Source organism: Nonomuraea coxensis DSM 45129 (assembly GCF_019397265.1).
In the GTDB taxonomy this organism is placed as follows: Bacteria; Actinomycetota; Actinomycetes; order Streptosporangiales; family Streptosporangiaceae; genus Nonomuraea; species Nonomuraea coxensis.
The window spans coordinates 5,711,365-5,736,918 of sequence record NZ_CP068985.1; the positions used below are offsets into that span (position 1 = coordinate 5,711,365).

A 25,554-nucleotide genomic window follows, 5' to 3' on the forward strand; every position below is an offset into this window, starting at 1 on the left:
CCCTCTCCTCCGCCGGACACAGCGTCCGGGTGGCGTCGCCGATTCCCGGCTCAGCTCAGCGCGAAATTCTGCCACCGGGGGACGAAGGGGGGCTTCGCGGGGACGGTCAGCCCCCGAAGAGCGCCTTGATGCGCACGGCCTGCTCCAGCCCTTCCGCGACGCTCTGCTCCTCCAGGGTGCGGGCCCGCGCCCCCTGGAGGAGTCGCTTGGTCGCGGCGGCCGCGTCCCGGTTGGTGGACAGCAGCTCCGCCGCCTTGTCGCGCACGGCCCGGTCGAGGTCGTCCCGCGCGACCACCTGCTCGGCGAGGCCGATGCGCAGGGCCTCCTCCGCGTGCACCATCCTGGCGGTCAGGCAGATGTCGACCGCCTTCGCCAGGCCGACGAGCTCGACCAGGGGCTTGGTCCCCGTCAGGTCGGGCACCAGCCCGAGCGCCGGCTCCTTCATGCAGAACGTGACGTCGTCGGCGACGATCCGCAGGTCACAGGAGAGCGCGAGCTGGAACCCCGCGCCGATCGCGTGCCCGTGCACCGCGGCGATGGAAACGATCTCGGGCCTGCGCAGCCACAGGAACCCGGCTTGAGCCTTTCTGATGTTGTGCTCGAAATCGGTGTCACCGGACCTGGCCACCGAGCTGAACGAGCCTTGTCCCGGCACCCCCTCAGGGGTGAACATCCGCAGGTCGATGCCTGCCGAGAAGGACGGTCCCTCACCTTTCACGACGACGACGCGCACCTGCTCGGGCAGGCTGTCGCCGATGCCGGCCAGCGCCGACCAGGTCGCGAACGTCTGAGCGTTGCGCTTGTCCGGCCGGTCGAGCGTGATCGTCGCTATCTCACCGTCCACCTCGAAGCGGAGCCCGCTCTCCGCCAAACGCTCGGCAGAGACGTCCTCCGTGTGCCCTCCGCGTTGCCGCGCCTGAGCTTCCGCCATCGCCCGCTCCTCCGGTCCGAAGTGCTGTCCGTCGCGCCCGAGCCTACAGAATATGGTTCTGGCTCGGGCGCGACGGCTGGCTGACTAGGGACGGGCGGCTGCGGTCGCACGTTCCGAGGCGGCCGTCAGCGCTTGGACTTGCCTCGGGTCGCCCCGCCGCGCCCACGCAGAGTCACACCGGACTCGCTCAGGATGCGGTGGATGAACCCGTAGGACCGACCCGTCGAAGCGGCCAGGGCGCGGATGCTCTCACCCGCGGCGTAGCGCTTCTTGAGATCGCCGGCCAGTTTCTCCCGGTCGGCCCCGGTGACCCGGGTGCCCTTCTTCAGTGTCTCGGCCACGAGTACCTCCTGTAGTGCCGGACTTCCGCAGCGTTACTCCGCCATGATCAGTCATTTCAGCGGGATCGGCTACCTACTCCACGGGAAAAGATCCGTACCCACTCAAATTAAGATCAGGCGAGTGCCACAAGATCGGAAAATTCGTCGCTCCATGCGTCTTCAGTTCCGTCCGGTAGCAAGATCACCCTATCCGGTGACAGGGCGTCAACGGCACCCTCGTCATGGGTCACCAGGACGATCGCTCCTGAATACGACCTCAGAGCGTTGAGAACCTGCTCGCGGGAGACGGGATCGAGGTTGTTCGTGGGCTCGTCGAGAAGGAGGACATTGGCGCTGGAAAGCACCAGCATGGCCAGGGCCAGCCGGGTCTTCTCGCCTCCGGACAGGACGCCGGCCGGCTTGTCGACGTCGTCGCCGGTGAACAGGAACGAGCCGAGCACCTTGCGCAGCTCGGTGTCGGTGAACTCGCCGCCGGCCGAGCGCATGTTCTCCAGCAGCGTGCGGTCGGCGTCGAGGGTCTCGTGCTCCTGGGCGTAGTAGCCGACCTTGAGGCCGTGGCCGGGCCGCAGCTCGCCGGTGTCGGGCGTCTCCAGGCCGCCCAGCAGGCGCAGCAGGGTGGTCTTGCCGGCGCCGTTGAGACCGAGGATGACGACCCGGTGACCTCGGTCGATGGCCACGTCGACGTCGGTGAAGACCTCCAGCGAGCCGTAGGACTTCGACAGGCCCTGGGCCGTGAGCGGGGTGCGCCCGCACGGCTTGGGGTCGGGGAAGCGCAGGCGCGCCACCTTGTCGCTCTGGCGCTCCTCCTCGGTGCCGGCGAGCAGGCGGTGCGCGCGGCGCATCATGTCCTGGGCGGCCTTGGCCTTGGTGGCCTTGGCGCGCATCTTGTCGGCCTGCGCCAGCAGCGCGCCCGCCTGCTTCTCGGCGTTGGCGCGCTCGCGCTTCCTGCGCTTCTCGTCGGTCTCGCGCTGGGCGAGGTAGGCCGTCCAGCCGACGTTGTAGTGATCGATCACGGACCGGTTGGCGTCCAGGTGGAGGACCTTGTTGACCGTCGCTTCAAGAAGCCCGACGTCGTGGCTGATGATCACCAAGCCACCTTGATGGCTGCGCAAAAAATCGCGAAGCCAGCCGATTGAGTCCGCATCTAGGTGGTTTGTCGGCTCGTCCAGAAGGAGAGTTTCCGCTCCGCTGAAAAGAATTCGGGCCAATTCCACCCGCCTGCGCTGACCGCCAGAAAGCGTTTTCAGCGGCTGGGTGAGCACCCGGTCGGGCAGCCCGAGACTGGAGGCGATCGAGGCCGCCTCCGACTCGGCGGCGTAGCCGCCGAGCACGTGCATCTGGTCCTCCAGGCGGCCGTAGCGGCGCACCGCGCGCTCGCGGGTGCGCTCGTCGGCCGAGCTCATGCCGAGCTCGGCCTCGCGCAGCTCGCGCAGCACCGCGTCGAGGCCCCGGGCGGACAGGATGCGGTCGCGGGCGAGCACCTGGAGGTCGCCGGTGCGCGGGTCCTGCGGCAGGTAGCCGATCGCGCCGCTGGTGGTGACGGTGCCGGCGGCCGGCAGCGCCTCTCCGGCCAGCACCTTGGTCAGTGTGGTCTTGCCGGCGCCGTTGCGGCCGACCAGCCCGATCTTGTCGCCCGGGTTGACCCGGAAGGACGCTTTCTCGATGAGCAGGCGCGCGCCCGCGCGCAGCTCGATATCATTGGCGATGATCATGTTGGCGGAACACTCCCGTGCTAGGAAACGAGGGTTTGGGCGTGCTACGCCTGATCAATCGGGAGTGTGCATACGATCAGTGTAGGGCTCCCCGCTGGAGCCCCACCTCTGGTTTGACGCTCCGCCGTTCCCTAACGCCCGGCCGGGCCCGCCTCTTCCCTCCGCTCCTCTTCCCGCAGGTGCTCCCCGATGAGGGCGAGGTTGTGGATGGCCGCCAGCGCGTACTGCGCCGCGCTGTTGGTGCTGACGAACGGGGCCTCCCGCACGGGGGCGAGCACCTCCGGGCCGTCCACCGGCGTCAGCTCCCACCTCTCCTGCCGCTGCAACGGGTTGCTGTTGAGCTGGTCGCCCTCGTCGCGGCCGAACTTGCGCCACGCCCAGGCGGCCAGCTCCGCGTCGCCGGCGCGCGCCGCCGCGTACGCCGTCAGCCGGCTGTGCGCCTGGATCAGCGAGATCCCGCCGAGCCGCTGCCCCACCTCCGCCTCCTGCACCTCGGGCGGGGCGAGGTAGAGCCGGCAGTACTCCAGCCAGGCCGCCTCGAAGCCCGGCACGTCCACCAGGGCGATGAGCTCGGCGCAGATCTCCGGCAGCCCGAACAGCGACGACAGGTGCGAGATCGAGATCTTGTCCGCCGAGGTGTCGAAGCGGCCGGTCGCGAGGTCCATCCTGGCCTCGCCGGTCAGGAAGCGGCGCGGCATCGCCGCGATGTCGGCCATCGTGCCGAGCAGCCGGTCCCTGGCGCGCTCGTCGCCGTGCCGCTCCCAGCGGGTCAGCCAGGCGGCGGCGAGCGCGCCCCAGTCGGTGCCGAGCCCGACCGACAGCGCCGACGGGTCGGGCGTGTAGACGTCCTCGCGGACCTTGCGCTGCGGGTCGACGGCCGTGAACGTCTCCTCCGGCGCGCTCAGCTCGTCCATGAGGTCGCCGGAGCGCTCGTCGGCCGTCAGGTAGTGGTGGAAGCGGCGGTAGGTGGCGTTGGAGATGCGCACCTGCTTGCAGCTGCACCCCCAGTGCTGCACGTTGTGCCGGCTGCCGAGGCCCTTCCAGCGGCCGAGGTGGTAGACGTCGACCTCGCCGGTGTGGCGGGTCATGGCCTCGGCGAAGCGGAAGACGTCGGCGCGGCCGGTGCGCAGGTACTGCAACCACAGCCACAGGTCCGGCGACAGCTCGGAGTTGTCCCAGGCGTAGCCGCCCACGTCGTAGCGCCAGGTGTGGCGGTCGGGGTCGTAGGTGTGCATGACGTCGCCGTAGTCCCAGAAGCCGTACCAGCGGCGCTGCTCGCGTTCGCGGACGTACAGGTCGAAGAGGAAGTCGAGGCGGTCCTCGATCGCGGCGCGGGCCGGCGTGGAGCGGTCGGGCAGCTCCCAGACGCCGAAGACGCCCGCCTCGCGCAGCCGGGCGGGCGTGGCGGTCAGCAGGGCGGGCTCGTTCATGGCGGCGGCGAAGGCGGCCAGGTCGGCGGCGGGCGGCGTGGCGGCCAGGGCGCGCAGGGTCAGCTCGTGCGTACGGGCGATCCCGCGCGGGTCGCCGAAGCCGGGCTCGTAGTCCTCGTAGGTGATCTCCAGTCCTTCGAGCTGCTCCTCGAAGGTGTCCTGGCCCATGCCGTCGTGGTAGAAGCGCAGGTCCATGGCGGGGGCGGAGGGCGACCACAGCCAGACGGTCGCCGTGGCGAGCCCGGTGGCCGCGTTCCTGACGTCGAGCCGGGTGGGGTGCAGCCTCCAGAAGTCGCGCAGCCCGAAGCCGAGGCCGCCGCTCACGCCGCCGAGGTAGCCGTAGCCGGCCGAGCGGGTGCCCGCCGGGATCGTCACCCAGGCATGGCCCTCGGCGGTGCGCTTGCACAGCGTGAAGCCGTCGGCGGAGGACTGGTCGAGGGTGTAGTCGTTCCAGGCGGGGACCAGGTGCAGGCGGCTCGCGACCTCGGGGGCGATCTCGCCGCAGGGCAGCCCGGCGACCTGGGCGCGGCGCACCCGCTCGCCGGGGTCGAGACGCAGCCCGGTCAGGCCGCGCACGGCCTCGGTGAGGAAGCCCTCGGGGCCGGCCAGGCGTACGTGGCGGTCGTGCGGCTCGTCGCGCATGACCACGTCGGCGCGCAGGCCGAGCCCGGCCAGGAAGTCCCGCCCCGGGTCGCCGTCCCAGACGAACGTGTGCGTGATCCGCACGTCCTCGGCCCCGGCGTGGAAGTACAGCCGGACCGTGAACGGCAGCCAGTCCCCGTGCCGCCCGTCCAGGCGGAGCACCGCCCGCACCGGGCCGTCCTGCTCGACGGTCACCCGTTCGACCAGGCCGGCGCGCCGCTCGCGGGGCGGGGCGGCGCCCTCGTCGGGGGTGGGGCCGGCCTGGCGGAGGCTGACCAGGCGGACGTCACGCGCGATCTCGCGCCCGCCGCGGGCGATCGAGCGGGCGAGGGTGGCCCCGCCCTCCTCGACCGTCCAGGTGACGACACCGGTCGCGACGGTCAGGACGCCCGCCCCGCGGGTGACGGTGACGGGGGTGGGAGGCGCGGCGGGCTCGCGGCCGGGCTCCAGGCGGTACTCCCGGGCGGCGGGGCCGGCGGCGGCGGCGGCGTGCGCGGACCACTTGACCGAGCCGTCGGGCCAGGTGGCGCTCACCCAGCTCTGCACGGGCACCTCACGGCCGGCGTCGTCGCTCAGCGCGAACGGCGTCCCCGCCGCGACGGTTCCCCTCGGCCAGGGCACGCCCCAGGTCACCCCCTGGTCGCCCGGTCGGTCCAGCCAGCGCAGCGCGGTCATACGATCTCCTTCAGTCGCTCGGCGACGATCGCGGCCACCTCGTCGGCGCCGCGGAAGCAGAAGTGGGTGTCGTCGGCGACGCCGTCCGGGTAGAGCGGGTGGACGCCGGGCGGGAAGTGCGTGAACAGGGCCTTGGAGCCCTCGGGGCCGAGCCGCTCGTACAGGGCGGTGGTGGCCGCGGTCAGGTCGACCAGCGGCACGCCCTCGGCGGCGGCCAGCTCGCGGACCTGGCCGGGGTGGCCGCCGTGCGTGGGGACGAGCCGGCCGCCCGCCCAGCGGCGGCGCTGCACGGGCGTGCACAGGACGGGCCGCGCCCCGGCGGCGCGCGCCTCGGCGACGAAGGCGCGCAGGTTCTCCCGGTACGGCAGCTCAGGCTCCTTCTGGTCGTTGTGCCCGAACTGCAGGACGACCAGGTCACCGGGGACGGCTTCGCGCAGCAGCGCCGCCCACAGCCCCTCGGCCCGGTGGCTCGCCGTGGTGGCGCCGCCCTTGGCGAAGTTGCGCACCGGCAGGCCGAGACGGGCGCCGAGCTGGGCGCCCCAGCCCGACATGGGAGCCTCGGCGGCCGGGCAGGAGGCGACCGTCGAGTCCCCCGCCAGCAGCACGGTGACGGTCATTCCTTCACGCCTCCCAGCAGCACGCCCTTGGCGAAGTGCTTCTGCAGGAACGGGTAGAACAGCAGGATCGGCAGCGTCGCGATCACCACGACGGCGAACTTCAGCCCCTGCTCCGGCGGCACCCACGTGCGGTCCATCTGGGCGAGCGCGTTGGCGGCGTCGGTGCTGGTGAGCTGGCGCACCAGGATCTGCAGCGTCCACTTGCCCGGATCGTTGATGTAGAGCAGCGGCGACATGTAGTCGTTCCAGATCCCCACCGCGTAGAACAGCGAGAACGTGGCGATGATCGGCTTGGACAGCGGCAGGACGATCTTGAAGAAGACGCCCATCTCGTTGCAGCCGTCGATGCGCGCCGCCTCCTCCAGCGCCTGCGGCAGCTCCTGGAAGAAGCTCTTGACGATGATCAGGTAGAACGGGTTGATCGCCAGCGGCAGGATCAGCGCCCAGTAGCTGTCGAGCAGCCCGAGGTCGCGCACCACCAGGTAGGTGGGGATCATGCCGCCGGAGAAGACCATCGTGAAGATGACCAGGTTGAGCACCAGCGTCCGGCCCGGCAGATAACGCTTGGCCAGCGGGTAGGCCATGGTGAAGGTCAGCAGCACCTGCACCACCACGCCGACCGCCGTCACGACGACGGTGGTCAGCAGCGCGCGCAGGAAGGTGGGGGTGGCGAAGATGTACTCGTAGGACTCGGTGACGAACTTCTCCGGCCACAGGAAGAACGGCCGGGAGGAGATCTCCGCCTCGCCGGCGAACGAGCCGGCCAGCACGTACAGCAGCGGCAGCACCGTGATCGCCGCCAGGCCGACGAGCACGATCACGTTGAGCGTGTCGAACACCCGGCTGCCGAGCCCGGCCTCGTTCCCCACCGGGAGGCCGGCTTTCTTGGTCTTGGTGATGGTGGCCATGCCGGGCTCCTCAGAACAGTCCACGCTGGCCGAGGCGCTTGGCCAGCCAGTTCGAGCCGAAGATCAGGATGACGCCGGCCACGCCCTTGAACAGGCCGACGGCGGTGGAGTAGCTGATCGCGCCCTGGGTGATGCCGGCGTAGTAGACGTAGGTGTCGAACACGTCGGCCACCGAGCGGTTCAGCGAGGTGGTCATCAGCCAGATCTGCTCGAAGCCCGAGTCGAGCAGGTTGCCGGAGGCGAGGATCGCCATGACCACGACCGTGGGGCGGATGGCGGGCAGCGTGACGTGCCAGAGCTGGCGGAAACGGCCCGCGCCGTCCATGCGGGCGGCCTCGTACAGGTTGGGGTCCACACCGGCCAGCGCGGCCAGGTAGATGATCGTGCCCCAGCCGGTCTGCTTCCAGAGCTGCTGCAGGATGATCAGCGGCCGGAACCACTCCTCCTGCGCCATGTAGTCGATCTTGGAGGTGTCGCCCAGGAGGTCGCGCATCCAGCCGGCGAGCACGCCGAAGTCCGCCGCGAACAGCACGTACGTCAGCGACGCGACGATCGTCCAGGACAGGAAGTGCGGGATGTAGATGAGCGACTGCACCGAGCGCTTGAGGAAGCTGACCCGCACCTCGTTGAGCAGCAGGGCGACGACGATCGGCGCGGGGAAGACGAACACGATGTGCAGCAGCGCCAGCAGGAGCGTGTTGAACATCAGCCGGCCGAAGTCGGGTCCGGCGAACAGCTCCTCGAAGTGCTTGAGCCCGACCCACGGGCTGCCGGAGTAGCCGAGGAAGGGCAGGAAGTCCTGGAAGGCGATCGTCAGCCCGTACATCGGCAGGTACTTGAAGATCACGAAGTACGCGACGCCGGGGACGAGCATCAGGTAGAGCCAGCGGTAGCGGCCTACCGCCGTGCGGAGCGGCACCTTGGCGGCGCCTCTCCCGCTCTCCTCGGGCGCCGCCTTCCCGGGAGGCGCCGCCAGGTGGGTGGCCACGAGCGGCCTCCTTTCGTGGGAGAGCCCGGGGGAGGCAGGTCCCCCGGGCTCTCGGGCGGGGTCGGGCGGCCGCTACTGGCCGAGCTTCTTGACGAGGTCGTTGATCTCGGTCGTCACCTGGGTGCCGCCGCTGTCGTACCAGCGCTTGATCTCGCCCTTGAGCTGGTCCTCGGTGATCGCGCCCGACAGGAACTTGATCCGCGCGTCGGGGATGATCGTGTCGATCTGCGGGCCGCGCGCGACGGCGGTGTCGGAGACCACGGGCAGCGCCGCGTTGTGCACCGCCGTCTTGAGGTCCTCCTCCATGAGCCGCTTCTGCAGCGTGAGCATGTCCTGGTACGGCTTGCCCGACGGCACCCGCTGGTAGGCGATGCCGCCGATGTCGACCGTGCCCTTGGTGCTGAGCTGGATGAAGGCGTCGTCGGCGTTGTCCTGGATGACCTTGACGGCCGGGTCGTCCTCGTTGATCAGCGCGGCGGTGTCGCCGTTCTCGACCTTGTAGTTGCGGCCCTCGATGCCGTTGGTGACCAGGTTCTGGCCCTCCTTGGTGGCCAGCTTGTCCAGGGTCTTCAGCACGTTGTCGAGGTCCTGCTCGGTGCGCACGCTCTGCTTGGAGATCGCGAGCACGTCGGCGTAGCCGGTGAACGGGTAGGAGAACTTCTGGCCGTCGGAGCGCTTGAGGTTGCCGACCATGGCGACCTTGTCGCCGTAGTTCTCCTTGTCGTCCTCGTAGAACAGGTCGAGGACTTGGCGGGAGCGGATGTTGACGTCGATGATCATGCCGCCCTTGCCCTGGTGGAACGGCTCGTTCCACTTGGCCGTGTCGAGCGTGGCGAAGTCGGGGTTGATCATGCCCCCGTCCACCATCTTCTTCAGCCAGCGGTTGGCCTCGAGGAACTCGGGGGTGTCGAAGCCGGGCACGATCTTGCCGTCGCGCTCGCCCCAGCCGTTGGGGGCGCCGAACCAGGTCTCGATCACGTCGTACGGGCTGGCGCTGGCGTAGTTGCCCGGCCACTTCGGGATGATGAGACCGTAGGTGTCGTTCTTGCCGTTGCCGTCGGGGTCCTTCTCGGTGAACGCCTTGGCGACGTCGTAGAGGTCGTCGACCGACTCGGGCAGCTTCAGTCCCAGCTTGTCCAGCCAGTCCTTGCGGATGACGATGGCCGAGCGCAGCAGGGGCCGCATCCGGTAGAGGCCGAAGATCCGGCCGTTGATCGAGGAGTTGAGCGCGCTCCGCTCGTCGGAGGGCTTGAGGTTCGGATACTTGTCGAGCTTGTCGGTCAGGTCCCAGAACGCCCCGGCCTGGGCAGACTTGACGAACGCCGGCAGGTGCGGGTCGACCACCATGACCTGCGGCAGGTTGTCCGAGGCCAGGGTGACGTTGAGCTTGTCGGTGTACTCCGCGTTGGGCACCCAGGTGATCTGCAGCTTCTTGCCGAGGAACTTCTCCACGGCCTGCTGCAGCTCGCCCTTCGGGTCGGGCGCGGTGCCGAACAGCTTCGACATGAACGTGATCGTGTTCGGGTCGGACTGAGGCGCCTCCCCGCCGCCGGAGCAGGCCGAAGCGGTGAGAGCAGCCGTTAGTGTTAACACGCCGGCAAGGAGCCGCCGGCGACGGGATGCGCTCATGAGTTCCCTTTCGAATGCAGGCGCGCCTCGTTCTCCTCGAAGAAGCGCAGGCAGAGCCACGTGTTGAGATGAATCCACGCGCCGAAGCTGATCACCACGGCGAGGACGGGCAACGCCGAGGTCGCGAAGGCGATGGCGGAGAGCACGAGCAGCAGCAGCACGGACGAGGCCGGGCGCGCGAGCGCCAGGTGGACCGCCTTGGGCACGTACGCCCACAGCGGCAGGTCGTGATGCGCGTAGAGCGGGCCCACGTAGGCTCCCGCACCGGCGAGTGCGACGAGCGCCACGAGGGTCGCGATCCGCATCGCCCCCATGCCGGGGCCGAGCGCGGACAGGTACAGGTAGTTTCCGACGAGCAGGACGCCGGCCAGTGCCAGGGGCAGGACCAGCAGCGAGGCCCGGACGAACTCCCGTCGGTAGACGGCCCAGAATTCGCGCCAAGCCTGAAACGTTTCATAACGAGCGTGCCTCCGGGCCAGGGTGTAGGCGGCCACGGTGGCGGGACCGAGCCCGAGCACCACTCCTCCCGCGAGGGTGAACACGAGCCACATCAGGTTGAGCCGGACCGCCCAGATGGCCTCTGAGCAGGCAGCTTGAATCCTGATCGACAGGGCGGGACGAGTCACCCGGCACCACCTTCTCGTGGCATGCGCCCGGACACGGGGGTGGGCTGTTGCGCCGCCGTTCCTGCCCGGTTACACGGGAGTGAACGGCGGTTGGTGCGAAATTAGTGTTGAATCGACTCAAAGTCAATGACGAGATTCCCGGAGATTTCCGTACGCGCCGGGCGGCGGGCGGCAATCCGGGCATGGCGGATCACGGCCCGCCGCCCGCGCGGGAGGCCGTGACCGGGAGCGGGCGTCAGGGGGCGCGGCGCAGGGCGCTCGACTCCCTGACCACCAGGTCGGGCTGGAAGATGACCTGCCTGTGCCGGTGCTGCTCGGGCTCGGAGACCTCTTCGAGCAGCAGGTCGATGGCGGTGCGGCCGAGCAGTTCGCGCGGCTGCCTGACGGACGACAGCGGGACGGCCGCCGCCGCGGCGAAGTCGATGTCGTCGTAGCCGATGATGGCGAGGTCCTCGGGCACGCGCAGCCCGTGCGCGGCCATCGCCTGGAGGAAGCCGAGCGCCATCATGTCGTTGGCGCAGAAGACGGCGGTGGGCCGCTCACCGGGCGGCAGCCCCGCGACCTGCTCGCCGATGGCCCGCCCGCCGGCGACGGTCAGCGCGGGCGCGGTACGGGTCAGCAGCTCGACGGCGCCGTCCGTCGCGGCGACCGCCGCCTCGACGCCGGCGTGCCGGTCGGCCACCTGTTTGACCGACATCGGCCCGCCCGCGAACATGACCCGCCGGTGCCCGCGCTCGACGAGGTGGGCGCCGGCGAGCTGCCCGCCGAGCCGGTCGTCGACCGCCACCGAGCACTGCAGCCCGGTGGCCGGGCTGTCGACCAGCACCACGGGCGTGCCACGCGCGGCCAGCTCCTCCAGCCAGGGGTTCTCCGCCTCGACCGGGGTGATGAGGATGCCCATCACCCGCTGCTGTTCGAGCTGGTCGAGGTGGCGGCGCTCGCGGCCGGGGTCGCCGGCGCTGTTGCACAGCACCACCATGGTGTCGTGGTCGTCGGCGACCGACTCGGCGCCCTGGGCCACGTCCACGAAGAAGGGGTTGGCCACGTCGAGCACGACGAGGCCGACCGTCCTGCTGCGGCCCACCCGCAGGTGGCGGGCCACCTCGTTGCGGACGAAGCCGAGCTTCTTGATCGCGTCGAAGACGCGTTCGCGGGTGGCCGGTGACACAATCTCCGGGCGGTTGAGCACGTTGCTCACCGTCCCCACGGAGACGCGCGCGAGCTGCGCGACCTCCTTGATGTTCCTGGTCGCCATCGATCCTCACGATACGGAGCCCCACGATGAAGTCGGCTCATCATAGCCGGGGACAAGATTCTTTTGAATCGTATCAATAGCTCGAAACGGTCACAGGGGCACGGTCGCCCCGTCCGTCCTCATGCCGTCGAGCATGAGCCGCAGGTAACGGCCGGTGTCGGCGGCGACGGGAGCGGGGAGCCGGTCGGGGTGACAGGTGAAGACGTTCAGCAGGTGGACGAGGTCCTCGACGCCGACGTCCCCGCGCATCGCGCCGTCCTCCTGCGCGCGGGCGACGAGCCCGCCCAGCCGCTCCAGCCAGCCGTCCCGCGCCCGCGCGAATCCGGCCCGGCCGGTGTACGCCTCGTCGGGCAGCGCGGCGAGCGCGGTCGCCAGCGCGGCCCTGCCGGGCTCGGCCGCCCAGGAGACGAAGGCGCGGATCGCGCCGAAGGCGTCGGCCTCCTCCCCGGCGGCCCGGTCGAGGGCCTCCGCCATGGAGTGCACGTAGTGGTCGCCGACGGCGGCGAGCAGCGCCTGGCGGTCGGGGAAGCGGCGGTAGAGGGTGCCGACGCCGACCCCCGCGCGCCGGGCGATGACCTCCATGGGCGCGTTGACGCCGCGCTCGGCCATCACCGCGGCCGCCGCCTCGACGATCCTGCGCAGGTTCCGCCTCGCGTCCGCGCGCACCGGCGCCTCCCTTCGTCAGTCAAGTGGACGATCGGATTCCGCTTAGTGTACCGTGCCGCCAAACGGAATCCGATCGTCCGGTCAGGAGCGTGCATGATCGTCGTCACCGGGGCCACGGGCACCATCGGGCGGGCGCTGGCGGGGCGGCTGAGCGGGCACGACGTGCTCGCCGCCGTCCGCCGGCCCGCCGACCTGCCGTGCGCGTACGCGCTCGCCGACCTCGAACGGCCCGAGACGATCGGCGCGCTGCTGTCGCCCGGCGACCGGCTGTTCCTCAACAGCTCGCTCTTCCCCGGCTTCACCGCGGCGCACCGGGCCGTCATCGACCTCGCGGCGCGGGCGGGCGTCGCCCAGATCGTCACCGTGTCGGTCCGGGGCGCCCGTCCCGGGCAGCGGCTCGGCGGCGGCCTGCACGGAGAGGTGGACGCGCACCTCAGGGCGTCCGGGGTGCCGTACGCGATCCTGCAGCCGACCGGGTTCATGCAGAACCTGCCGGGCGAGATCCGCGGCGGGCTCATGCACGGCTCGTACGGGCCTGGGCCGGTCAACTACATCGACGCCAGGGACATCGCCGACGTCGCCGCCGCGTTGCTCACCCGCCCGGCGGGGCCCGGGAGCGACCACGTGCTCACCGGGCCCGAGTCGCTGCCGCACGAGCGGATCGCCGAGCGCGTCGGCGCCGCCCTCGGCCGTCCCGTCCGGTACGTGGACCTCCCGGTGCCCGAGATGGCCGCCCACCTGGAGCGGCAGGGCATGCCGGCGCCGTTCGCCGCCGACCTGGCCGCGCTGATGGCCGAGACGGGCGACGGCCGCTGGGCGTCGGCCACGACCGAGGTCGAGGACATCACCGGCCGGCCCCCGCGCACCCTGGAGGACTTCCTCACCGACCACCGGACGACCTTCGCCACCCCCTGACCCCCCAGACGGCCTGCCGCACACGGGTGGACGAGCCCAGGCGGGCAACCGGCTCAGAGGAGCATGGTCAGGACGAGCCAGGCGGGCTCAGGCGGCGGGCTCGGGCCGGCGGGTCAGGGGGCGGGCTCGGGCGGGGGGTCGAAGGGCGGGGGGTCGAGGACGCGGACGCGGACCGCGCGGAAGGTGGACGGGGTGTCGCGGAGCACGGCCAGGCGCGGGTCGGGCACCACGAGGAACGGCTCGGCCTCCAGCGCCAGCAGGGGCGCCAGCCGCCGGTCCCGGCGCAGCGCGTCCACCGCCCGCCGGTCGCCGCCGAGCACGACGGCCTCCAGCTCCCCCAGGTGCGGCGACAGCACCCGCACCGCCGTCTCCACGGCGTCGTCGTACGCCTGGCTCGCCTGGTTGCGCCGCCGCCGGGCGAAGCGCTGCTGCGACCAGCCGCCCGCCGCCGTACGCCCCTGCACCAGCCGCGAGCCGACCTTCGAGGCCAGCAGCACGTCGCCGTGGAAGACGCCGGCCGCGTACCCGCCGAGCCGGACGAGGAACACCCCCACCCGGCGCTCGGCCCGTACGTGCGCGACCAGCCTGCCGACGTGCGGCGGCCCGGCGGGCATCGGCGGGAACGGCACGTGCAGCTCGGCCTGGGCGCCGTCACCGGCCCGCAGCCGCACCACGCGCCCGTCGCCGCTCGCGGTGAAGGGCCCGTGCCGCTCGGCGAACCCGTCGATCCACGGATGCACCCGCCCCGGCGGCACCACCACCCACCGGCCCCCACCTTTGGCCGGACGCCCGCTCATGCCACGAAGGCTAGCCGACCGCTCCCCCTGGGCGGCTCCGGGGAAGCGGCCCCGGACAACTCAAGGGGAAATGCCGGTTAAATCTGTTTCGCGGGTCTTATGCGCCGTACGGGTTCCGCCGGATCCTTTCCTCGTGGCGACCTCCCTGCTCACCCGCCCCCTCGTGGACCTCGACACCGGGGCGGTCATCGCCCACGGCGCGAGCGTGGGCCCCTCGGGCGAGCTCAGGGCGACCCCGCTGCCGATGATGCTGGACCTGCCCGTCCACGTCGTGCTGTCGGGCGCGGGCGCGCTCACCCCGCTGCACGAGGCCCTGCGCAGGGCGGGACGGCATCCGCGCGAGGCGATCCTGCTGGTCACCGGGACCTGCCACGAGCAGGACCGGCCGCTGCTCAAGGTCGCGCTCAACGGGCTGCGCACGATCGGCTACCTGCTCGGCCTCGCCGGCGTGGGCTCCGGCGGGCCCTCGCCGGAGCTGGCCGCGGAGGTCTCGCCGTACCTGGTGGCCCTGGACCCGGAGCTGGTCGCGCGCCTGCCCGGCGACCACCGCGCGGCCGCCGTCGCCCGGTCGGTGGTGACGCTCGCCCGCGGGATCGGCGCGCACGTGATGGCGCCGGGCGTGGAACGCGAGAGCCAGGCGGCGACGGTCCGCGGCCTCGGCGTACGCCTCGCGCACGGCCCCCTGCTGGCCCCCGGCCCCGACGGCAAGGTGCGCGTCCCGCTCCCGGTCGCCGGCCTCGACCCCGACGCCGCCCTGCTCGGCCCCCGCGTGCAGGAGCTGCTGATCCCCGCGGTGACGCTGCCCGCCGGAGCCAGGGCCGAGGAGGCCGTCGAGGCCTTCGGCCACGAGCCGACGATCACCAGCGTGATCCTGGTGGACGAGTACCAGCGGCCCAAGGGCAGCCTGGACCGCGGCCGCTTCCTGCTGTCGTTCGCCGCCCGCTTCGGCCACGCCCTGCACAGCCAGAAACCCGCGCTGCGCCTCGCCGACCCGCCACGCACGGTGCCGCGCACCACGCCGGCGGTCGCCGCGGTGCAGGCGGCGAGCAGGGACGCCGGCCGCGTCTACGACGACCTGGTGGTGACCGACGAGATGAACCGCTGCCTCGGCATCGTCCGCGTCTCGGACCTCATCAGGGAGGTCACCGCGCAGGCCCGCTGAAGCCTGGCCCACTGAGGCCGGGGCCGCTAGAGCCAGCCCTGGGTGCGGGCGCGCCGTACGGCCTCGATGCGGTTGCGGGCGTGGGTCTTCTGGATGGCCGAGGACAGGTAGTTGCGCACGGTGCCCTCCGACAGGTGCAGCCGCCCGGCGATGTCGCCGATGGTGGAGCCGTCCGCCGCGGCGGACAGCACGTCGCGCTCGCGCGCCGACAGCGGGTTGGGCCCCGCGCTGAGCGCCGCCGCGGCCAGGGCGGGATCGATGACCCGCTCCCCCGCGTGCACCCGCCTGATGGCCGCCGCCAGCTCCCTGGCCGGGCTGTCCTTGACGAGGAAGGCGACCGCGCCCGCCTCCATGGCGGTACGCAGGTAGCCGGGACGCCCGAACGTGGTCAGGATCATCACCCGGCAGCCGGGCGTGCGCCGCGTGATCGCCGCGGCGGCGGCCAGGCCGCCGGCGCCGGGCATCTCGATGTCGAGCAGCACGATGTCGGGCCGGGCGCGGGCGACGACCTCGGCCGCCTCCTCGCCGTCGGCGGCCTCGCCGACCACCTCGATGTCGGGCTCCAGGTTGAGCAGGGACGCCAGCGCGCCGCGTACCATGCCCTGGTCCTCGGCCAGGACCACGCGGATCACGCCGGCACCTCCACCCGCAGCAGGAACCCGCGCGGGCCCGGCCCCGCCTCCATCACGCCGCCCGCGGCGGCGACCCGTTCGCTCAGCCCCGGCAGCCCGCTGCCCATCAGGGCGGGCTCACCGCCGCGCCCGTCGTCGGCGACCTCCAGCACGGCCCGCCCGTCCTCGCAGGCCACCCTGATCTCGCAGCGGCCGGCCCGCGCGTGGCGCACGACGTTCGTGGTGCCCTCGCGCACCGCCCAGGCCAGCAGGCCCTCCACCGGCTCCGGCAAGGGCGTGCCCGACACCTGCACGCGGCTCCGCACGCCGGCCGCCGCCAGCACGGACCTGGCGTTGTCGAGCTCCTCTGCCAGGCCGCGCCGCCGGTAGCCGGTGACGGCCTCGCGCACCTCCGACAGCGCCTTCCTGGCCACGGACTCGATGTCCCTGATCTCCCGCCGCACCTCGGGCGCGTCCTCGGCCAGCCGCCCGGCCAGCTCGCTCTTGAGCGCGATCAGCGACAGGCTGTGGCCGAGCAGGTCGTGCAGGTCGCGGGCGATGCGCAGGCGTTCCTCGGTGGCGGCCAGCCGGGCCACCTCGCCCTGCGCCCGGTGCAGCTTGACGGTCAGCGCCCGGGTGTTGCGCACGCTGATGAACAGCACGCCGAGCGTCACCACCTGCAGCCCCAGGATGATGATGGTCTCGGGCGAGTCGTGGTGGAGCAGGCCACCGCCGACCAGCAGGCCCAGGTTGGCGAGCATGGCGAGCAGCGCCGCCGCGGCCGGCAGCGTGAACCCGCACAGCACCACGCTGTAGACCGGCATGCTGAGGAAGGAGCCGCCGAAGACCAGCGCGCCCGCCACCCCCACCGTCGTCGTGAGCGCGAGCAGCGGGTACGTCCACCGCCCCCGTTCCAGGAAGCTCCGCGCGCTCACGACCGTCGCCAGGAACAGCCCGACGAACGCCGCCAGCACCGCCCCCGCCCAGACCGCCAGGACGCCGGTGATCGCGCCGGTCACGATCTCCCCCACGGGGAAGACCAGGTAGACCAGCCCGACGGACAGGCCGAGCAGCCGCCGCCGGAGCGAGGGCCGGTCGTCCTCCCCGCCGAAGCTGATCCGCTCGGCGAACCTCATGCCCGCACTGTAGCCCGGCGGTAGAGGAAGGCGGCGGCGAGGCCGAGCACCACTCCCCAGCCGGCGACGGCCAGCACGTCGGCGAGCCCGAGCCCGTCGCCGCCGGCCACGCTCCAGCCGAGGGCCGCGTAGTGGTAGGACGGCGTGATCTCGGCGACGGCCCTCATCGTGGTCCCGAAGATCTCCGGCGGGAACCACAGGCCGCCCGCGATGGCCAGGGTGAACATGCAGATCATGGAGGCCGGCTGGGCGGCGTCGGGCGACAGGGCCGAGCCTATGGCCAGCCCGAGCGCGATGAACGGGATCGTGCCCAGCCACAGCGCCAGCAGCAGCCCCGCCCACCGCGCGGGCGGCATCGACACGTCCTGCTGCACGACGGCGACGACGCTGACCAGCAGCAGCGACGGCAGCACGAGCAGCAGCGCGGTCACCAGCTTGGTGACGATGATCGCCCAGCCGGGCAGCGGGGTGATCTGGAGCTGGCGCAGCCAGCCCGACTGCCGCTCGGTGGCCCAGGGCACGGCCGAGCTCATCATGGCCGATGCCAGGCCCCCGTAGGCCGCCATCGACACCATGAGGACCACCGCGTAGCTGACGCCGCCCGGGCCGGTCTGCTCGCCGTAGATGTTGGCGTTGATCAGGTAGAGGACGACAGGGAAGATCACCACGAAGATGAGGTAGCGCCGGTTGCGCAGCATGCGCAGGGTCTCTGTCCTGGCGTAGTAGAGCATCAGGAGGGCTCCCGGGTGAGGGCGAGGAAGGCGGCTTCGAGGTCGGCGCCGGACAGCCGTACGTGCCGCACGTCGAGCGTGGTGCCGCGGTACAGCCCGTCCAGGGTGGCGTCGGGGTCGCCGGTGTGCAGGGTGACCTCGCCGTCGGCGACCTCGACGGCGGTGACGCCGGGCAGCCGGTCGAGCCCGGCGGCGGGCTGCGTGCCGAGGGCGAAGCGGACGACCTGGCCGCCCGCCCCGGCCTTGATCTCGGCGGCGGTGCCGTCGGCGGCCAGCCGGCCGCGGGCGATGACGACCACCCGGTCGGCGTGGGCGTCGGCCTCCTCCAGGTAGTGGGTGGCGAACAGCACCGTGCGCCCGCCTGCGGCGTAGTCGTGCATGGCGGCCCAGAAGCGCAGCCGGGACTCCACGTCCATCGCCGCGGTCGGCTCGTCCAGCAGCAGGATCCTGGGGGCGCCGGCGACGGCCAGGGCGAAGCGCACGCGCTGGGACTGGCCGCCGGACAGCTTGTTCGCCCGGCGGCCGGCCAGCTCGGTCAGGTCGGCCAGGCGCAGGATGTCGTCGAGGGGCAGCGGGCGCGGGTAGAGCCTGCGGACGAGGTCCACGAGCTCCTTCACGGTCAGCTCGGGGATGAGCGTGCCGTGCTGGAGCATGGCGCCCATCTCGCCGTCGCGTACGGCCGCGTCCGGCGGGCGGCCGTGCACGGCGACCTGGCCGGAGCTCGGGCGCAGCAACCCGAGCAGCAGGTTGATGGAGGTGGACTTGCCGGCGCCGTTGGGGCCGAGGAGGGCGACGGTCGAGCCCGGCTCGACGGCGAGGGACAGGTCGTCGACGGCGAGCACGTCACCGTAGCGCTTGGTGACGTGGTCGAACGTGATGGCGCTCATGCGCCGAACGTTAGGGTCACGGCCGGGGCCCCGGGCAGTGTGATCCTTCCGGGTTCGGCCGTGACATTTGTCAGACGCGGCCCCCGCCCCCGGGCGTCAGGGGCGGTCCCCGGGCGTCAGAGGCGGCAGGCGTAGATGTCGGTGACCAGGATCGCCCGCGCGCCGATGTCCCAGAGCTGGTCCATCACCTGCTGGTGGCCCTTGCGGCGGACCATCGCGCGCACCGCCACCCAGCCCTCGCGGTGCAGCGGCGAGACGGTGGGGCCCTCCATGCCGGGCGTGAGGGCGATGGCCTCCTCGATGCGCTCGGCGCGGATGTCGTAGTCCATCATCACGAAGTCGCGAGCGTGCACGACGCCCTGGAAGCGGCGGACGAACTGGCCCGTGCCGGCCGTCTCCGGCGCGCCCTGCCGCTTGATCAGCACCGCCTCGGAGCGCATGATCGGCTCGCCGAAGACGTCCAGGCCGACGTTGCGCAGCGTGGTGCCGGTCTCGACGACGTCGGCGATGGCGTCGGCGACGCCGAGCCTGATCGCGGTCTCGACGGCGCCGTCCAGCTTGATCACCCGGGCGTCGACGCCCTGGTCTGAGAGGTATTTCTCGAGCAGCCCCGCGTAGGAGGTGGCGATGCGCCGGCCCTCCAGGTCCTGCACGGAGGTCATCGCGCCGGCCACGCCCGCCAGGCGGAAGGTGGAGCCGCCGAAGCCGAGCGGCATGATCTCCTCGACGGGCGCGCCGGAGTCGACGAGCATGTCGCGGCCGGTGATGCCGACGTCTAGGGTGCCCTCCCCGACGTAGACGGCGATGTCGCGGGGACGCAGGAAGAACAGCTCGCAGCCGTTGTCCTCGTCGACCACGACCAGTTCCTTGCTGTCCCTGCGGGAGCGGTAGCCGGCTTCCTTGAGCATGGCCTGGGCGGCCTCGCTGAGCACGCCCTTGTTGGGTACTGCCAGACGCAGCATGTCAGGTCCTCGTTCGGTGTCTCGGGTTCTCCAGGTCGGGTGCGGAGGCGGGCGCGGGCGCGCCCTAGAGATGCTTGTAGACCTGGTCGAGCCCGATGCCCTTGGCGATCATGAGCACCTGCACGTGGTAGAGGAGCTGGGAGATCTCCTCGGCCGCCCTGTCGTCCGACTCGTGCTCGGCCGCCATCCAGCTCTCGGCGGCCTCCTCGACGACCTTCTTGCCGATGGCATGGACGCCGGCGTCGAGCGCGGCCACGGTGCCCGACCCCGCGGGCCGGGTGCGGGCCTTCTCGGACAGCTCGGCGAACAGCTCTTCGAAGGTCTTCATGGTCTCTCTCGTCGTTCGATGGCGTGCCTGACAAGCCTAGTCTGCGGGACGAGGTGACGCCGCCCGCCGTCCGCCACGCGAGACGCCCCGGATCAGCCGAACGCCTTCCTGGCCCGCGCGATCCGCGCCATGGCCTGCGCCGACTCGCCGCCCTCGTGCCCGCTGTACGGATAGACCTTGATGTCCTTCTCCCCCGCGTAGTGGTTGTAGGCGGCGAACACCGTGGACGGCGGGGTGACGCCGTCCCGCAGCCCGACCGAGAACAGCGCGGGCGTGGCGGCGCGGGCGGCGAAGTTGACCCCGTCGAAGTAGGCGAGGGTGGCGAAGACGTCCTCCACCCGTTCGTGGAAGGCCCGGCAGTACGCGGCGAGCTCGGCGTACGGGTGCTCGCCGGTGATCTCGGTGGCGTGCCTGACGTGGCACAGGAACGGCACGTCGACGAACGCGCACGCCAGGTCGCGGGCGAGCGCGGCGACGGCGAGCGCGATGGCCCCGCCCTGGCTGGCGCCGCCGACCGCGACGGCGCTCACTCCGGGATGGGCCCGCGCGGCCTCCACGGCGCGCACCGCGTCGGTGTAGAGCCGCCGGTAGTAGTAGGCGGCGGGGTCGTGGACGCCGCTGGTCATCACGCCCGGCGTCTGCGGCCCGGTGCCGGGGTACGGGTCGGGCGTGTCGCCGCGCCGCCAGCCGCCCGCGCCCTGGCCGCGGCTGTCCATGGCGAGGACCGCGTAGCCGACGCCCGGCCACAGCAGCCAGTCGATCGGCAGCCCGCGCCCGCCCCCGTAGCCCTGGTACTCCACGACGCACGGCACCGGCCCGGCGGCGTGCCTGGGCAGCAGCAGCCAGCCCTTGATCGGGTCGCCGCCGAAGCCGGCGAAGGTCACGTCGTGGACGTCGGCGACGGTCAGCTCCGACGCGACGGGCGTGAACACGGGCGCGAGGTCGTGGGCGCGGGCCTCGGCGAGCGTGCGCTCCCAGAAGGCGTCGAAGTCGGCCGGCTCGGCACGCTCGGGGAGGTACGCGCGGAGCTGGGAGAGAGGCATGTCGACGAACATCGGCGCTCCTGAGCGGGCACGCGGCGGACGGGCGGGGGGACGGCAGGTCCGTTCGACTGCGCCCGGACGTCAAAGACTCCCGGGGCCGCACATGGACCCGTTTCCGGTTTATGAACCGGAAAAGCATTGTGCCCGTACGGGACCGGAGATTGTCAATGTCGCTGATACGGTTCAGCGGTTTGTCCGGGCGCTCCGGGGCGCGGGAGGGAGCAGGCGGTGAAGAGGCCGACGATCGCCGACATCGCGCGGCGGGCCGGCGTGTCCAAGGGGCGGTGTCGTACGCGCTGAACGGCCGCCCCGGCGTCTCGGCGGGGACGCGGGCGCGCATCCTGGCCATCGCCCAGGAGGTCGGCTGGCGCCCCAGCCTGGCGGCGCGCTCGCTGAGCGGCGCCCGCGCCGGCGCGATCGGCCTGGTGCTGTGCCGGCCGGCTCGTGCGCGCTGATGCTGCAGGTGGCGCCGGACCATCAGGCGGAGATCGCGGTGTACCGGCGCTGGTGGGGCGAGGGCCGGGTGGACGGCGCGATCCTGGTGGACCTGCGCGCCGCCGACCCCCGGGTGGCGGAGGTGGAGCGGCTGGGCATGCCCGCGGTGGTGGCCGGGCATCCGCCGGGCGCGGGCCCGCTGCCCGCCGTGTGGTCGGACGATGCCACGGTGATGGGCGAGGTGATCGGCTACCTGGCGGCGCTCGCCTATTGTGGCTTACCCGCTTAAGTGGTGAAATCCGCTCCGCACACGTAAGTGGGCGCCGGCCAAGGGACCCGCAGGCACATCCGCACGTCCGCCGGCGCAAGTCCGGCGCCCATCCGACGGAGAGATCGGATGGCCCCATGCGACGAACCCTGGCAGCGTGCAGCACGATCCTCGTGGCCGCCCTGAGCACGGCCTGCGCCACGAGCGGCCAGACCCGGACCGAGCAGGCCGACCAGAACGCCCCCATGGCCCTGTCCTTCTGGTCTACCGGCGGCGACGACGAGACGGCGACCTTCCAGAAGGCCGCCGACCTCTACCACCAGAAGCACCCCAACGTGACGATCAAGGTGCAGACCCTGTCCTGGGACGACGCCTACGCCAAGCTCCTCGCCGCCGCGACCAGCCGCACCGGCCCCGGCATCCTCTCCGGAGGCATGACCTGGACCATCCAGTTCGGCGCCCGCGGCGCCATGGTGGACCTGCGGGGGTACGGCATCGACGCGCTCAAGGGGCAGGCCCAGCCCGCCCAGTGGGAGTCGGCCGTCTCCCCCGACGGCTCGGTGTACGGGGTGCCGCTCGACATGTCCACCCTGGCCCTCTACTACCGCACCGACCTGCTGAAGCAGGCCGGCATCGACGCCCCGCCCAAGACGTGGGAGGAGCTGGTCGAGGACATCGGCACGCTCAGGGCGGCCGGGATGAAGAAGCCCTACAGCCAGGACTGGGGCAACCTCGACTGGATCGGCTACCAGAATGCGGGCCAGTGCTCCGGCCTTCAGGACCCCGTTGGGGATCTCTCATTACGCGCATTTGCCGAGCAATCGGGATAAATGGGTTCTTCGTGTTGGATCAGGTGGAATGCCGTGTTCCCAGGCGTGGATGCGGATCAGGTTGACGGCTGCTGCGGCCAGGCAGTGGCCCAGGTGGGTGCGTTGCAGGCCGTGGTAGCGGCTGCGGCGCAGGCCGGTGCGGGAGGTCAGCTGGTGGATCGTGGCCTCGATGCCGGCGCGCGGCCGATAGCGGTGCCGCCAGGCGGGGGTGTCCTGCTCGTGGCGGCGTTGCTGGAGGGCGGCCCGCTGGCGGGGGTGGCGCAGGGTCAGCGTCCGTCCCCACTGCGGGTTGTCGGCCGTGGTGCAACGCTGCCGCAGCGGGCAGGCGCGGCAGCCGGCGGCGGCGAAACGTACCTGGATAACGGGGACGCCCCTGGCCGAGTGGGCCGGGACCCAGGAGATGCTGGTTTGCCCGCCGGGGCAGACGGCGGTGCGCGCCTGGTCGTCGATGCGGAAGTCCTCGTGGGTGAAGCGGCCGTCAGCCGCGGCCGCGGTGATGGGGCGGGCCGGGCCGATGAGGACGACGCCGCGGGTGCCGGCGGCCTCGACCAGGTTCGCCGCGGTGACGTAGCCGCTGTCGAGCAGGTGCTCGGCGGGCAGCAGACCGCGTCGCTCAAGACGCTGGTGGATGCCCGGCAGCGCGGCGCTGTCATCACCGTCGGCGGCGGTGCCGGTGGCCACGTCCGTGATCAGGCGGGGCGCGTCCGCCTCGCAGGTCTCGGTCACGTGCAGGGTGTAGCCGACCCAGCCCTGCCCGCGCTTGACCCCGTAGCGGGCCTGCGGGTCGTGCGGGCTGGCCATGCGCTGGGCCCCGGGCGGCAACTGTGCGCCTTCGCGGGCCTGCACGCCGTGCTCGTCGCGCAGGTACTGCTCATCCCAGCAGCGGCGCAGCGCCGCCAGGGCGGGGATCAGAGGCAGCCATGCCGGCGCCTTCGCATCCTCGATCTTCTCCAGCAGGAAGAAGCCGTCTTCGCCCACCTGCCGCAGCCATTGCTCGCGATCGGCACCAGGCAGGTCCCCGTGCCAGGAGTCGATCCGCTCCCCATAGCGGCGCAGCCACCGCTCCTCCTGCCCTGCCAGCACCTCCTCAAGCCAGGACGGGTGCGCAGCGGCCAGGGCCTCCAGCGCCGTGCGCAGCACCTCGCCGACGAACTCCATCCGGTTGAGCAGCCGCACATCGGCCAAGACCTTGGTGGAATCCGTCCGCTGCCGCCCGCGCGGGCGCAGCAGCCCGCGAGCGGCGGCTGCCTCCAGCACCGCCTCGAAGATCTTCTCCTCCAGGCCGTGCTCGGCCAGCCGTGCGCGGAAGTCGCTGAGCACGCTGTGGTCGAACCCCGGGTCTGTCAGCTCCAGCCCCAAAAGGTATTTCCAGTCCATCCGGGCTCGCACCGCCTCGGCCGCCTGCCTGTCGGAGAGGTTGTCGGCGTACTGCAACACCGACACCGCCGCCAGCGCGCCCGGCGAGATGGCCGGGCGCCCATCGGCTGGAAACGCCTCGGCGAACAACTCGTCGGAGAACACCTCGCCCAGCGCATCACGCAGCCACACCGCCAGGGTGCCCTTGGGGAAGGCCGCCGCGACCACCCGGGCCGTCAGCTCGGGCACCTGTCGCCCACGTCGCTTCTCCAGCATCGATCTCATCTCCCTCGCCCACGCGCCGCCTTTCACCATCAGTGTCGATTTGATAGCTCAATGAACACAATGGTCGTAATGAGAGATCCCCAACGGGGTCCTTCAGGCTGGGGAGCGCGTCAATTCAACTACCTCTACCAGGCCGGCGGCACGTTCTACACCCCCGACTGCAAGCCCTCGCTCGACACCCCGCAGGCCGAGCGGGCGCTGACGTACTGGGTGGAGCTCTACCGCGAGCACGGCGCGCCCACCTCCACGGTCGAGGGCTCCGACGCCCTCGCCGCCGGCACCGCGATGGTGGTGGCCGGCAACTGGATCGCCAAGGGGCTCGACGCCAACAAGCCCAAGCTGAAGGGCAAGTGGGCGATGGCGCCGCTGCCCGCAGGGCCGGCCGGGCCGACCACGTTCATCGGCGGCCGGGCGATCGGCGTCACCTCCTCCAGCAAGTACGCCGAGACCGGCGCGGACTTCGTGACGTTCATGTACACCGACGAGGCCATCGCCGCCGTCGCCGACGAGGCCAGGAAACGCAACCTCTCCTACATCCCGCCGCGCCCCGACAAGATCGTCGGCGGCTCGACGTTCACGCCCGAGCAGGCGCAGGTCTTCGCGCAGGCGATCGGCACGGGCAAGGCCGCCCCCGGCTGCCCCGGCTGGGACGAGAGCGCCTCCGACGTCGCCAAGCAGCTCCAGTCGGCGATCCTCGGCAAGACGGACGCGCGGACCGCGCTCGCGGAGGCGGCCAAGGTCATGGCGCGCACGCCGGTTAGGAGGCCGACACATGGCGGGTCCCGTCCCCATCGGCGGCCGGCTGCGCCGCTACGGCACCTCGTACGCGATGCTGCTGCCGTTCCTCGCGCTGTTCGCGGCGTTCCTGCTCTGGCCGCTGGCCAACTCGCTCTACCTCAGCTTCACCTCGTTCGACGGGGTCAACCCGGCCGTCTTCACCATCGCCAAGCACCGGATCAGGGGCCGCCGGGTCATCTTCCTGATGATCATCGCCTCGATGATGGTGTCCTGGCAGACGACGCTCATCCCGAACTACGTCATCATGCGCAACCTGGGCTGGCTGGACACCTACACGGCGTACATCGTGCCGGGGCTGGCCAAGGCGTTCGTGCTGTTCTTCCTCGTACAGTTCCTGCAGTCGGTGCCGAACGAGCTCATCCAGGCGGCCCGCGTGGACGGCGCCGGGGAGTGGCGGATCTGGTGGCAGATCGTGCTGCCGCTGCTGCGGCCGGCGCTCGCCGCGGGCTCATCGCGTCGGTCCCGACCATCGTGTTCTTCCTCGTCTTCCAGAAGTACTTCACCCGCGGCATCGCGCTGAGCGGGCTGAAGGGCTGACCCGCCCCCGGAGACGCCGCCGCCCGCCACACCTCGGGGGTGTGGCGGGCGGT

25 protein-coding genes and 2 pseudogenes are annotated in these 25,554 nt (G+C 71.8%); 6 read left to right on the plus strand and 21 right to left on the minus strand.

The window, feature by feature from the left end:
* Positions 1-106: 106 nt before the first annotated feature.
* The 11 genes from Nocox_RS26715 to Nocox_RS26765 all read right to left on the minus strand — a co-directional run bounded on the left by Nocox_RS26715 (position 107) and on the right by Nocox_RS26765 (position 12,420).
* Entirely contained in the window at positions 107-931 is an 825-nt protein-coding gene (locus Nocox_RS26715; protein WP_051112787.1) for an enoyl-CoA hydratase/isomerase family protein, read from the minus strand.
* 125 nt (positions 932-1,056) lie between these two features.
* Positions 1,057-1,272: a helix-turn-helix domain-containing protein gene (locus Nocox_RS26720; protein ID WP_020547488.1), complete on the minus strand. Its 216-nt coding sequence runs from the start codon at positions 1,270-1,272 to the stop codon at positions 1,057-1,059.
* A gap of 113 nt (positions 1,273-1,385) precedes the next feature.
* A complete protein-coding gene (locus Nocox_RS26725; RefSeq protein WP_020547487.1) occupies positions 1,386-2,984 on the minus strand; it encodes an ABC-F family ATP-binding cassette domain-containing protein in 1,599 nt (532 codons plus the stop codon).
* 131 nt (positions 2,985-3,115) lie between these two features.
* Positions 3,116-5,731, minus strand: a complete 2,616-nt coding sequence (locus tag Nocox_RS26730) for an exo-rhamnogalacturonan lyase family protein (RefSeq protein ID WP_020547486.1) — start codon at positions 5,729-5,731, stop codon at positions 3,116-3,118.
* The gene (locus Nocox_RS26735) at positions 5,728-6,348 is read right to left on the minus strand and encodes a rhamnogalacturonan acetylesterase (protein WP_020547485.1); all 621 of its coding nucleotides are present in this window, start codon (positions 6,346-6,348) and stop codon (positions 5,728-5,730) included. Before Nocox_RS26735 ends, Nocox_RS26730 begins: the two co-directional genes overlap by 4 nt.
* Positions 6,345-7,256: a carbohydrate ABC transporter permease gene (locus Nocox_RS26740; protein WP_020547484.1), complete on the minus strand. Its 912-nt coding sequence runs from the start codon at positions 7,254-7,256 to the stop codon at positions 6,345-6,347. The genes Nocox_RS26735 and Nocox_RS26740 overlap by 4 nt, the downstream gene beginning before the upstream one ends.
* A gap of 10 nt (positions 7,257-7,266) precedes the next feature.
* Positions 7,267-8,244 carry an ABC transporter permease gene (locus tag Nocox_RS26745; RefSeq protein WP_020547483.1) on the minus strand — a complete coding sequence of 326 codons (978 nt, stop codon included), beginning with the start codon at positions 8,242-8,244 and terminating at the stop codon, positions 7,267-7,269.
* A gap of 72 nt (positions 8,245-8,316) precedes the next feature.
* Positions 8,317-9,750 carry an extracellular solute-binding protein gene (locus Nocox_RS26750; protein WP_020547482.1) on the minus strand — a complete coding sequence of 478 codons (1,434 nt, stop codon included), beginning with the start codon at positions 9,748-9,750 and terminating at the stop codon, positions 8,317-8,319.
* A 119-nt stretch (positions 9,751-9,869) separates the two neighbouring features.
* Positions 9,870-10,499, minus strand: a complete 630-nt coding sequence (locus Nocox_RS26755; RefSeq protein ID WP_026215220.1) for a YesL family protein — start codon at positions 10,497-10,499, stop codon at positions 9,870-9,872.
* A gap of 235 nt (positions 10,500-10,734) precedes the next feature.
* On the minus strand, positions 10,735-11,754 hold the full coding sequence (locus Nocox_RS26760; protein ID WP_020547480.1) for a LacI family DNA-binding transcriptional regulator: 1,020 nt from the start codon (positions 11,752-11,754) through the stop codon (positions 10,735-10,737).
* Between the two features lie 90 nt (positions 11,755-11,844).
* Positions 11,845-12,420 carry a TetR/AcrR family transcriptional regulator gene (locus tag Nocox_RS26765; protein WP_020547479.1) on the minus strand — a complete coding sequence of 192 codons (576 nt, stop codon included), beginning with the start codon at positions 12,418-12,420 and terminating at the stop codon, positions 11,845-11,847.
* A gap of 93 nt (positions 12,421-12,513) precedes the next feature.
* Between Nocox_RS26765 and Nocox_RS26770 the strand changes: the two genes are divergently transcribed.
* Positions 12,514-13,335, plus strand: coding sequence for an NAD(P)H-binding protein (locus tag Nocox_RS26770; RefSeq protein WP_020547478.1), 822 nt, complete (start codon positions 12,514-12,516; stop codon positions 13,333-13,335).
* A gap of 113 nt (positions 13,336-13,448) precedes the next feature.
* On the opposite strand, the gene Nocox_RS26775 is transcribed toward Nocox_RS26770, so the two are convergent.
* Positions 13,449-14,132, minus strand: a complete 684-nt coding sequence (locus Nocox_RS26775) for an acVLRF1 family peptidyl-tRNA hydrolase (protein WP_063711724.1) — start codon at positions 14,130-14,132, stop codon at positions 13,449-13,451.
* 133 nt (positions 14,133-14,265) lie between these two features.
* Between Nocox_RS26775 and Nocox_RS26780 the strand changes: the two genes are divergently transcribed.
* Positions 14,266-15,294, plus strand: coding sequence for an EAL domain-containing protein (locus Nocox_RS26780; protein WP_020547476.1), 1,029 nt, complete (start codon positions 14,266-14,268; stop codon positions 15,292-15,294).
* Positions 15,295-15,320: 26 nt separating this feature from the next.
* On the opposite strand, the gene Nocox_RS26785 is transcribed toward Nocox_RS26780, so the two are convergent.
* From Nocox_RS26785 to Nocox_RS26815, 7 genes are all read right to left on the minus strand, one after another.
* A complete protein-coding gene (locus Nocox_RS26785; RefSeq protein WP_020547475.1) occupies positions 15,321-15,926 on the minus strand; it encodes a response regulator transcription factor in 606 nt (201 codons plus the stop codon).
* The gene (locus tag Nocox_RS26790; protein WP_020547474.1) at positions 15,923-17,041 is read right to left on the minus strand and encodes a sensor histidine kinase; all 1,119 of its coding nucleotides are present in this window, start codon (positions 17,039-17,041) and stop codon (positions 15,923-15,925) included. Before Nocox_RS26790 ends, Nocox_RS26785 begins: the two co-directional genes overlap by 4 nt.
* A complete protein-coding gene (locus Nocox_RS26795) occupies positions 17,038-17,772 on the minus strand; it encodes an ABC transporter permease (protein WP_020547473.1) in 735 nt (244 codons plus the stop codon). The genes Nocox_RS26790 and Nocox_RS26795 overlap by 4 nt, the downstream gene beginning before the upstream one ends.
* Positions 17,772-18,659 carry an ABC transporter ATP-binding protein gene (locus tag Nocox_RS26800; protein ID WP_020547472.1) on the minus strand — a complete coding sequence of 296 codons (888 nt, stop codon included), beginning with the start codon at positions 18,657-18,659 and terminating at the stop codon, positions 17,772-17,774. The genes Nocox_RS26795 and Nocox_RS26800 overlap by 1 nt, the downstream gene beginning before the upstream one ends.
* A gap of 116 nt (positions 18,660-18,775) precedes the next feature.
* Positions 18,776-19,621 carry an ATP phosphoribosyltransferase gene (hisG, locus tag Nocox_RS26805; protein WP_020547471.1) on the minus strand — a complete coding sequence of 282 codons (846 nt, stop codon included), beginning with the start codon at positions 19,619-19,621 and terminating at the stop codon, positions 18,776-18,778.
* A gap of 64 nt (positions 19,622-19,685) precedes the next feature.
* A complete protein-coding gene (locus tag Nocox_RS26810) occupies positions 19,686-19,949 on the minus strand; it encodes a phosphoribosyl-ATP diphosphatase (RefSeq protein WP_020547470.1) in 264 nt (87 codons plus the stop codon).
* A 92-nt stretch (positions 19,950-20,041) separates the two neighbouring features.
* On the minus strand, positions 20,042-21,004 hold the full coding sequence (locus tag Nocox_RS26815; RefSeq protein WP_020547469.1) for an acetylxylan esterase: 963 nt from the start codon (positions 21,002-21,004) through the stop codon (positions 20,042-20,044).
* 216 nt (positions 21,005-21,220) lie between these two features.
* On the opposite strand from Nocox_RS26815, the pseudogene Nocox_RS26820 reads away from it, so the two are divergent.
* A pseudogene (locus tag Nocox_RS26820) lies at positions 21,221-21,698 on the plus strand (LacI family DNA-binding transcriptional regulator); the annotation flags it as partial.
* Positions 21,699-21,832: 134 nt separating this feature from the next.
* On the plus strand, positions 21,833-22,525 hold the full coding sequence (locus tag Nocox_RS26825; RefSeq protein WP_084685964.1) for an ABC transporter substrate-binding protein: 693 nt from the start codon (positions 21,833-21,835) through the stop codon (positions 22,523-22,525).
* On the opposite strand, the gene Nocox_RS26830 is transcribed toward Nocox_RS26825, so the two are convergent.
* Positions 22,496-24,157: an IS1182 family transposase gene (locus tag Nocox_RS26830; RefSeq protein WP_219495508.1), complete on the minus strand. Its 1,662-nt coding sequence runs from the start codon at positions 24,155-24,157 to the stop codon at positions 22,496-22,498. The two genes, Nocox_RS26825 and Nocox_RS26830, sit on opposite strands and share 30 nt — an antisense overlap.
* 78 nt (positions 24,158-24,235) lie before the next feature.
* Here Nocox_RS26830 and Nocox_RS44235 point away from each other — a divergent pair.
* Positions 24,236-24,655: pseudogene (locus Nocox_RS44235) on the plus strand (extracellular solute-binding protein); the annotation flags it as partial.
* A 41-nt stretch (positions 24,656-24,696) separates the two neighbouring features.
* On the opposite strand, the gene Nocox_RS26840 reads toward Nocox_RS44235, so the two are convergent.
* A complete protein-coding gene (locus Nocox_RS26840; protein WP_020544809.1) occupies positions 24,697-24,918 on the minus strand; it encodes a hypothetical protein in 222 nt (73 codons plus the stop codon).
* A gap of 20 nt (positions 24,919-24,938) precedes the next feature.
* Between Nocox_RS26840 and Nocox_RS26845 the strand changes: the two genes are divergently transcribed.
* Positions 24,939-25,484 (plus strand): carbohydrate ABC transporter permease, encoded by a 546-nt coding sequence (locus tag Nocox_RS26845; RefSeq protein ID WP_051112640.1) that lies wholly within the window; start codon positions 24,939-24,941, stop codon positions 25,482-25,484.
* The last annotated feature ends 70 nt before the right edge of the window (positions 25,485-25,554 follow it).

What these genes read in the sequence shown, in the direction of transcription:
- Nocox_RS26715 (WP_051112787.1), bottom strand. Translation starts at nt 931, where the DNA reads ATGGCGGAAGCTCAGGCGCGGCAACGCGGAGGGCACACGGAGGACGTC.
- Nocox_RS26725 (WP_020547487.1), bottom strand. Translation starts at nt 2,984, where the DNA reads ATGATCATCGCCAATGATATCGAGCTGCGCGCGGGCGCGCGCCTGCTC.
- Nocox_RS26730 (WP_020547486.1), bottom strand. Translation starts at nt 5,731, where the DNA reads ATGACCGCGCTGCGCTGGCTGGACCGACCGGGCGACCAGGGGGTGACC.
- Nocox_RS26735 (WP_020547485.1), bottom strand. Translation starts at nt 6,348, where the DNA reads ATGACCGTCACCGTGCTGCTGGCGGGGGACTCGACGGTCGCCTCCTGC.
- Nocox_RS26740 (WP_020547484.1), bottom strand. Translation starts at nt 7,256, where the DNA reads ATGGCCACCATCACCAAGACCAAGAAAGCCGGCCTCCCGGTGGGGAAC.
- Nocox_RS26750 (WP_020547482.1), bottom strand. Translation starts at nt 9,750, where the DNA reads ATGTCGAAGCTGTTCGGCACCGCGCCCGACCCGAAGGGCGAGCTGCAG.
- Nocox_RS26760 (WP_020547480.1), bottom strand. Translation starts at nt 11,754, where the DNA reads ATGGCGACCAGGAACATCAAGGAGGTCGCGCAGCTCGCGCGCGTCTCC.
- Nocox_RS26770 (WP_020547478.1), top strand. Translation starts at nt 12,514, where the DNA reads ATGATCGTCGTCACCGGGGCCACGGGCACCATCGGGCGGGCGCTGGCG.
- Nocox_RS26775 (WP_063711724.1), bottom strand. Translation starts at nt 14,132, where the DNA reads ATGAGCGGGCGTCCGGCCAAAGGTGGGGGCCGGTGGGTGGTGGTGCCG.
- Nocox_RS26790 (WP_020547474.1), bottom strand. Translation starts at nt 17,041, where the DNA reads ATGAGGTTCGCCGAGCGGATCAGCTTCGGCGGGGAGGACGACCGGCCC.
- Nocox_RS26795 (WP_020547473.1), bottom strand. Translation starts at nt 17,772, where the DNA reads ATGCTCTACTACGCCAGGACAGAGACCCTGCGCATGCTGCGCAACCGG.
- Nocox_RS26800 (WP_020547472.1), bottom strand. Translation starts at nt 18,659, where the DNA reads ATGAGCGCCATCACGTTCGACCACGTCACCAAGCGCTACGGTGACGTG.
- hisG (WP_020547471.1), bottom strand. Translation starts at nt 19,621, where the DNA reads ATGCTGCGTCTGGCAGTACCCAACAAGGGCGTGCTCAGCGAGGCCGCC.
- Nocox_RS26810 (WP_020547470.1), bottom strand. Translation starts at nt 19,949, where the DNA reads ATGAAGACCTTCGAAGAGCTGTTCGCCGAGCTGTCCGAGAAGGCCCGC.
- Nocox_RS26815 (WP_020547469.1), bottom strand. Translation starts at nt 21,004, where the DNA reads ATGTTCGTCGACATGCCTCTCTCCCAGCTCCGCGCGTACCTCCCCGAG.
- Nocox_RS26825 (WP_084685964.1), top strand. Translation starts at nt 21,833, where the DNA reads ATGCGACGAACCCTGGCAGCGTGCAGCACGATCCTCGTGGCCGCCCTG.
- Nocox_RS26830 (WP_219495508.1), bottom strand. Translation starts at nt 24,157, where the DNA reads ATGCTGGAGAAGCGACGTGGGCGACAGGTGCCCGAGCTGACGGCCCGG.
- Nocox_RS26845 (WP_051112640.1), top strand. Translation starts at nt 24,939, where the DNA reads ATGGCGGGTCCCGTCCCCATCGGCGGCCGGCTGCGCCGCTACGGCACC.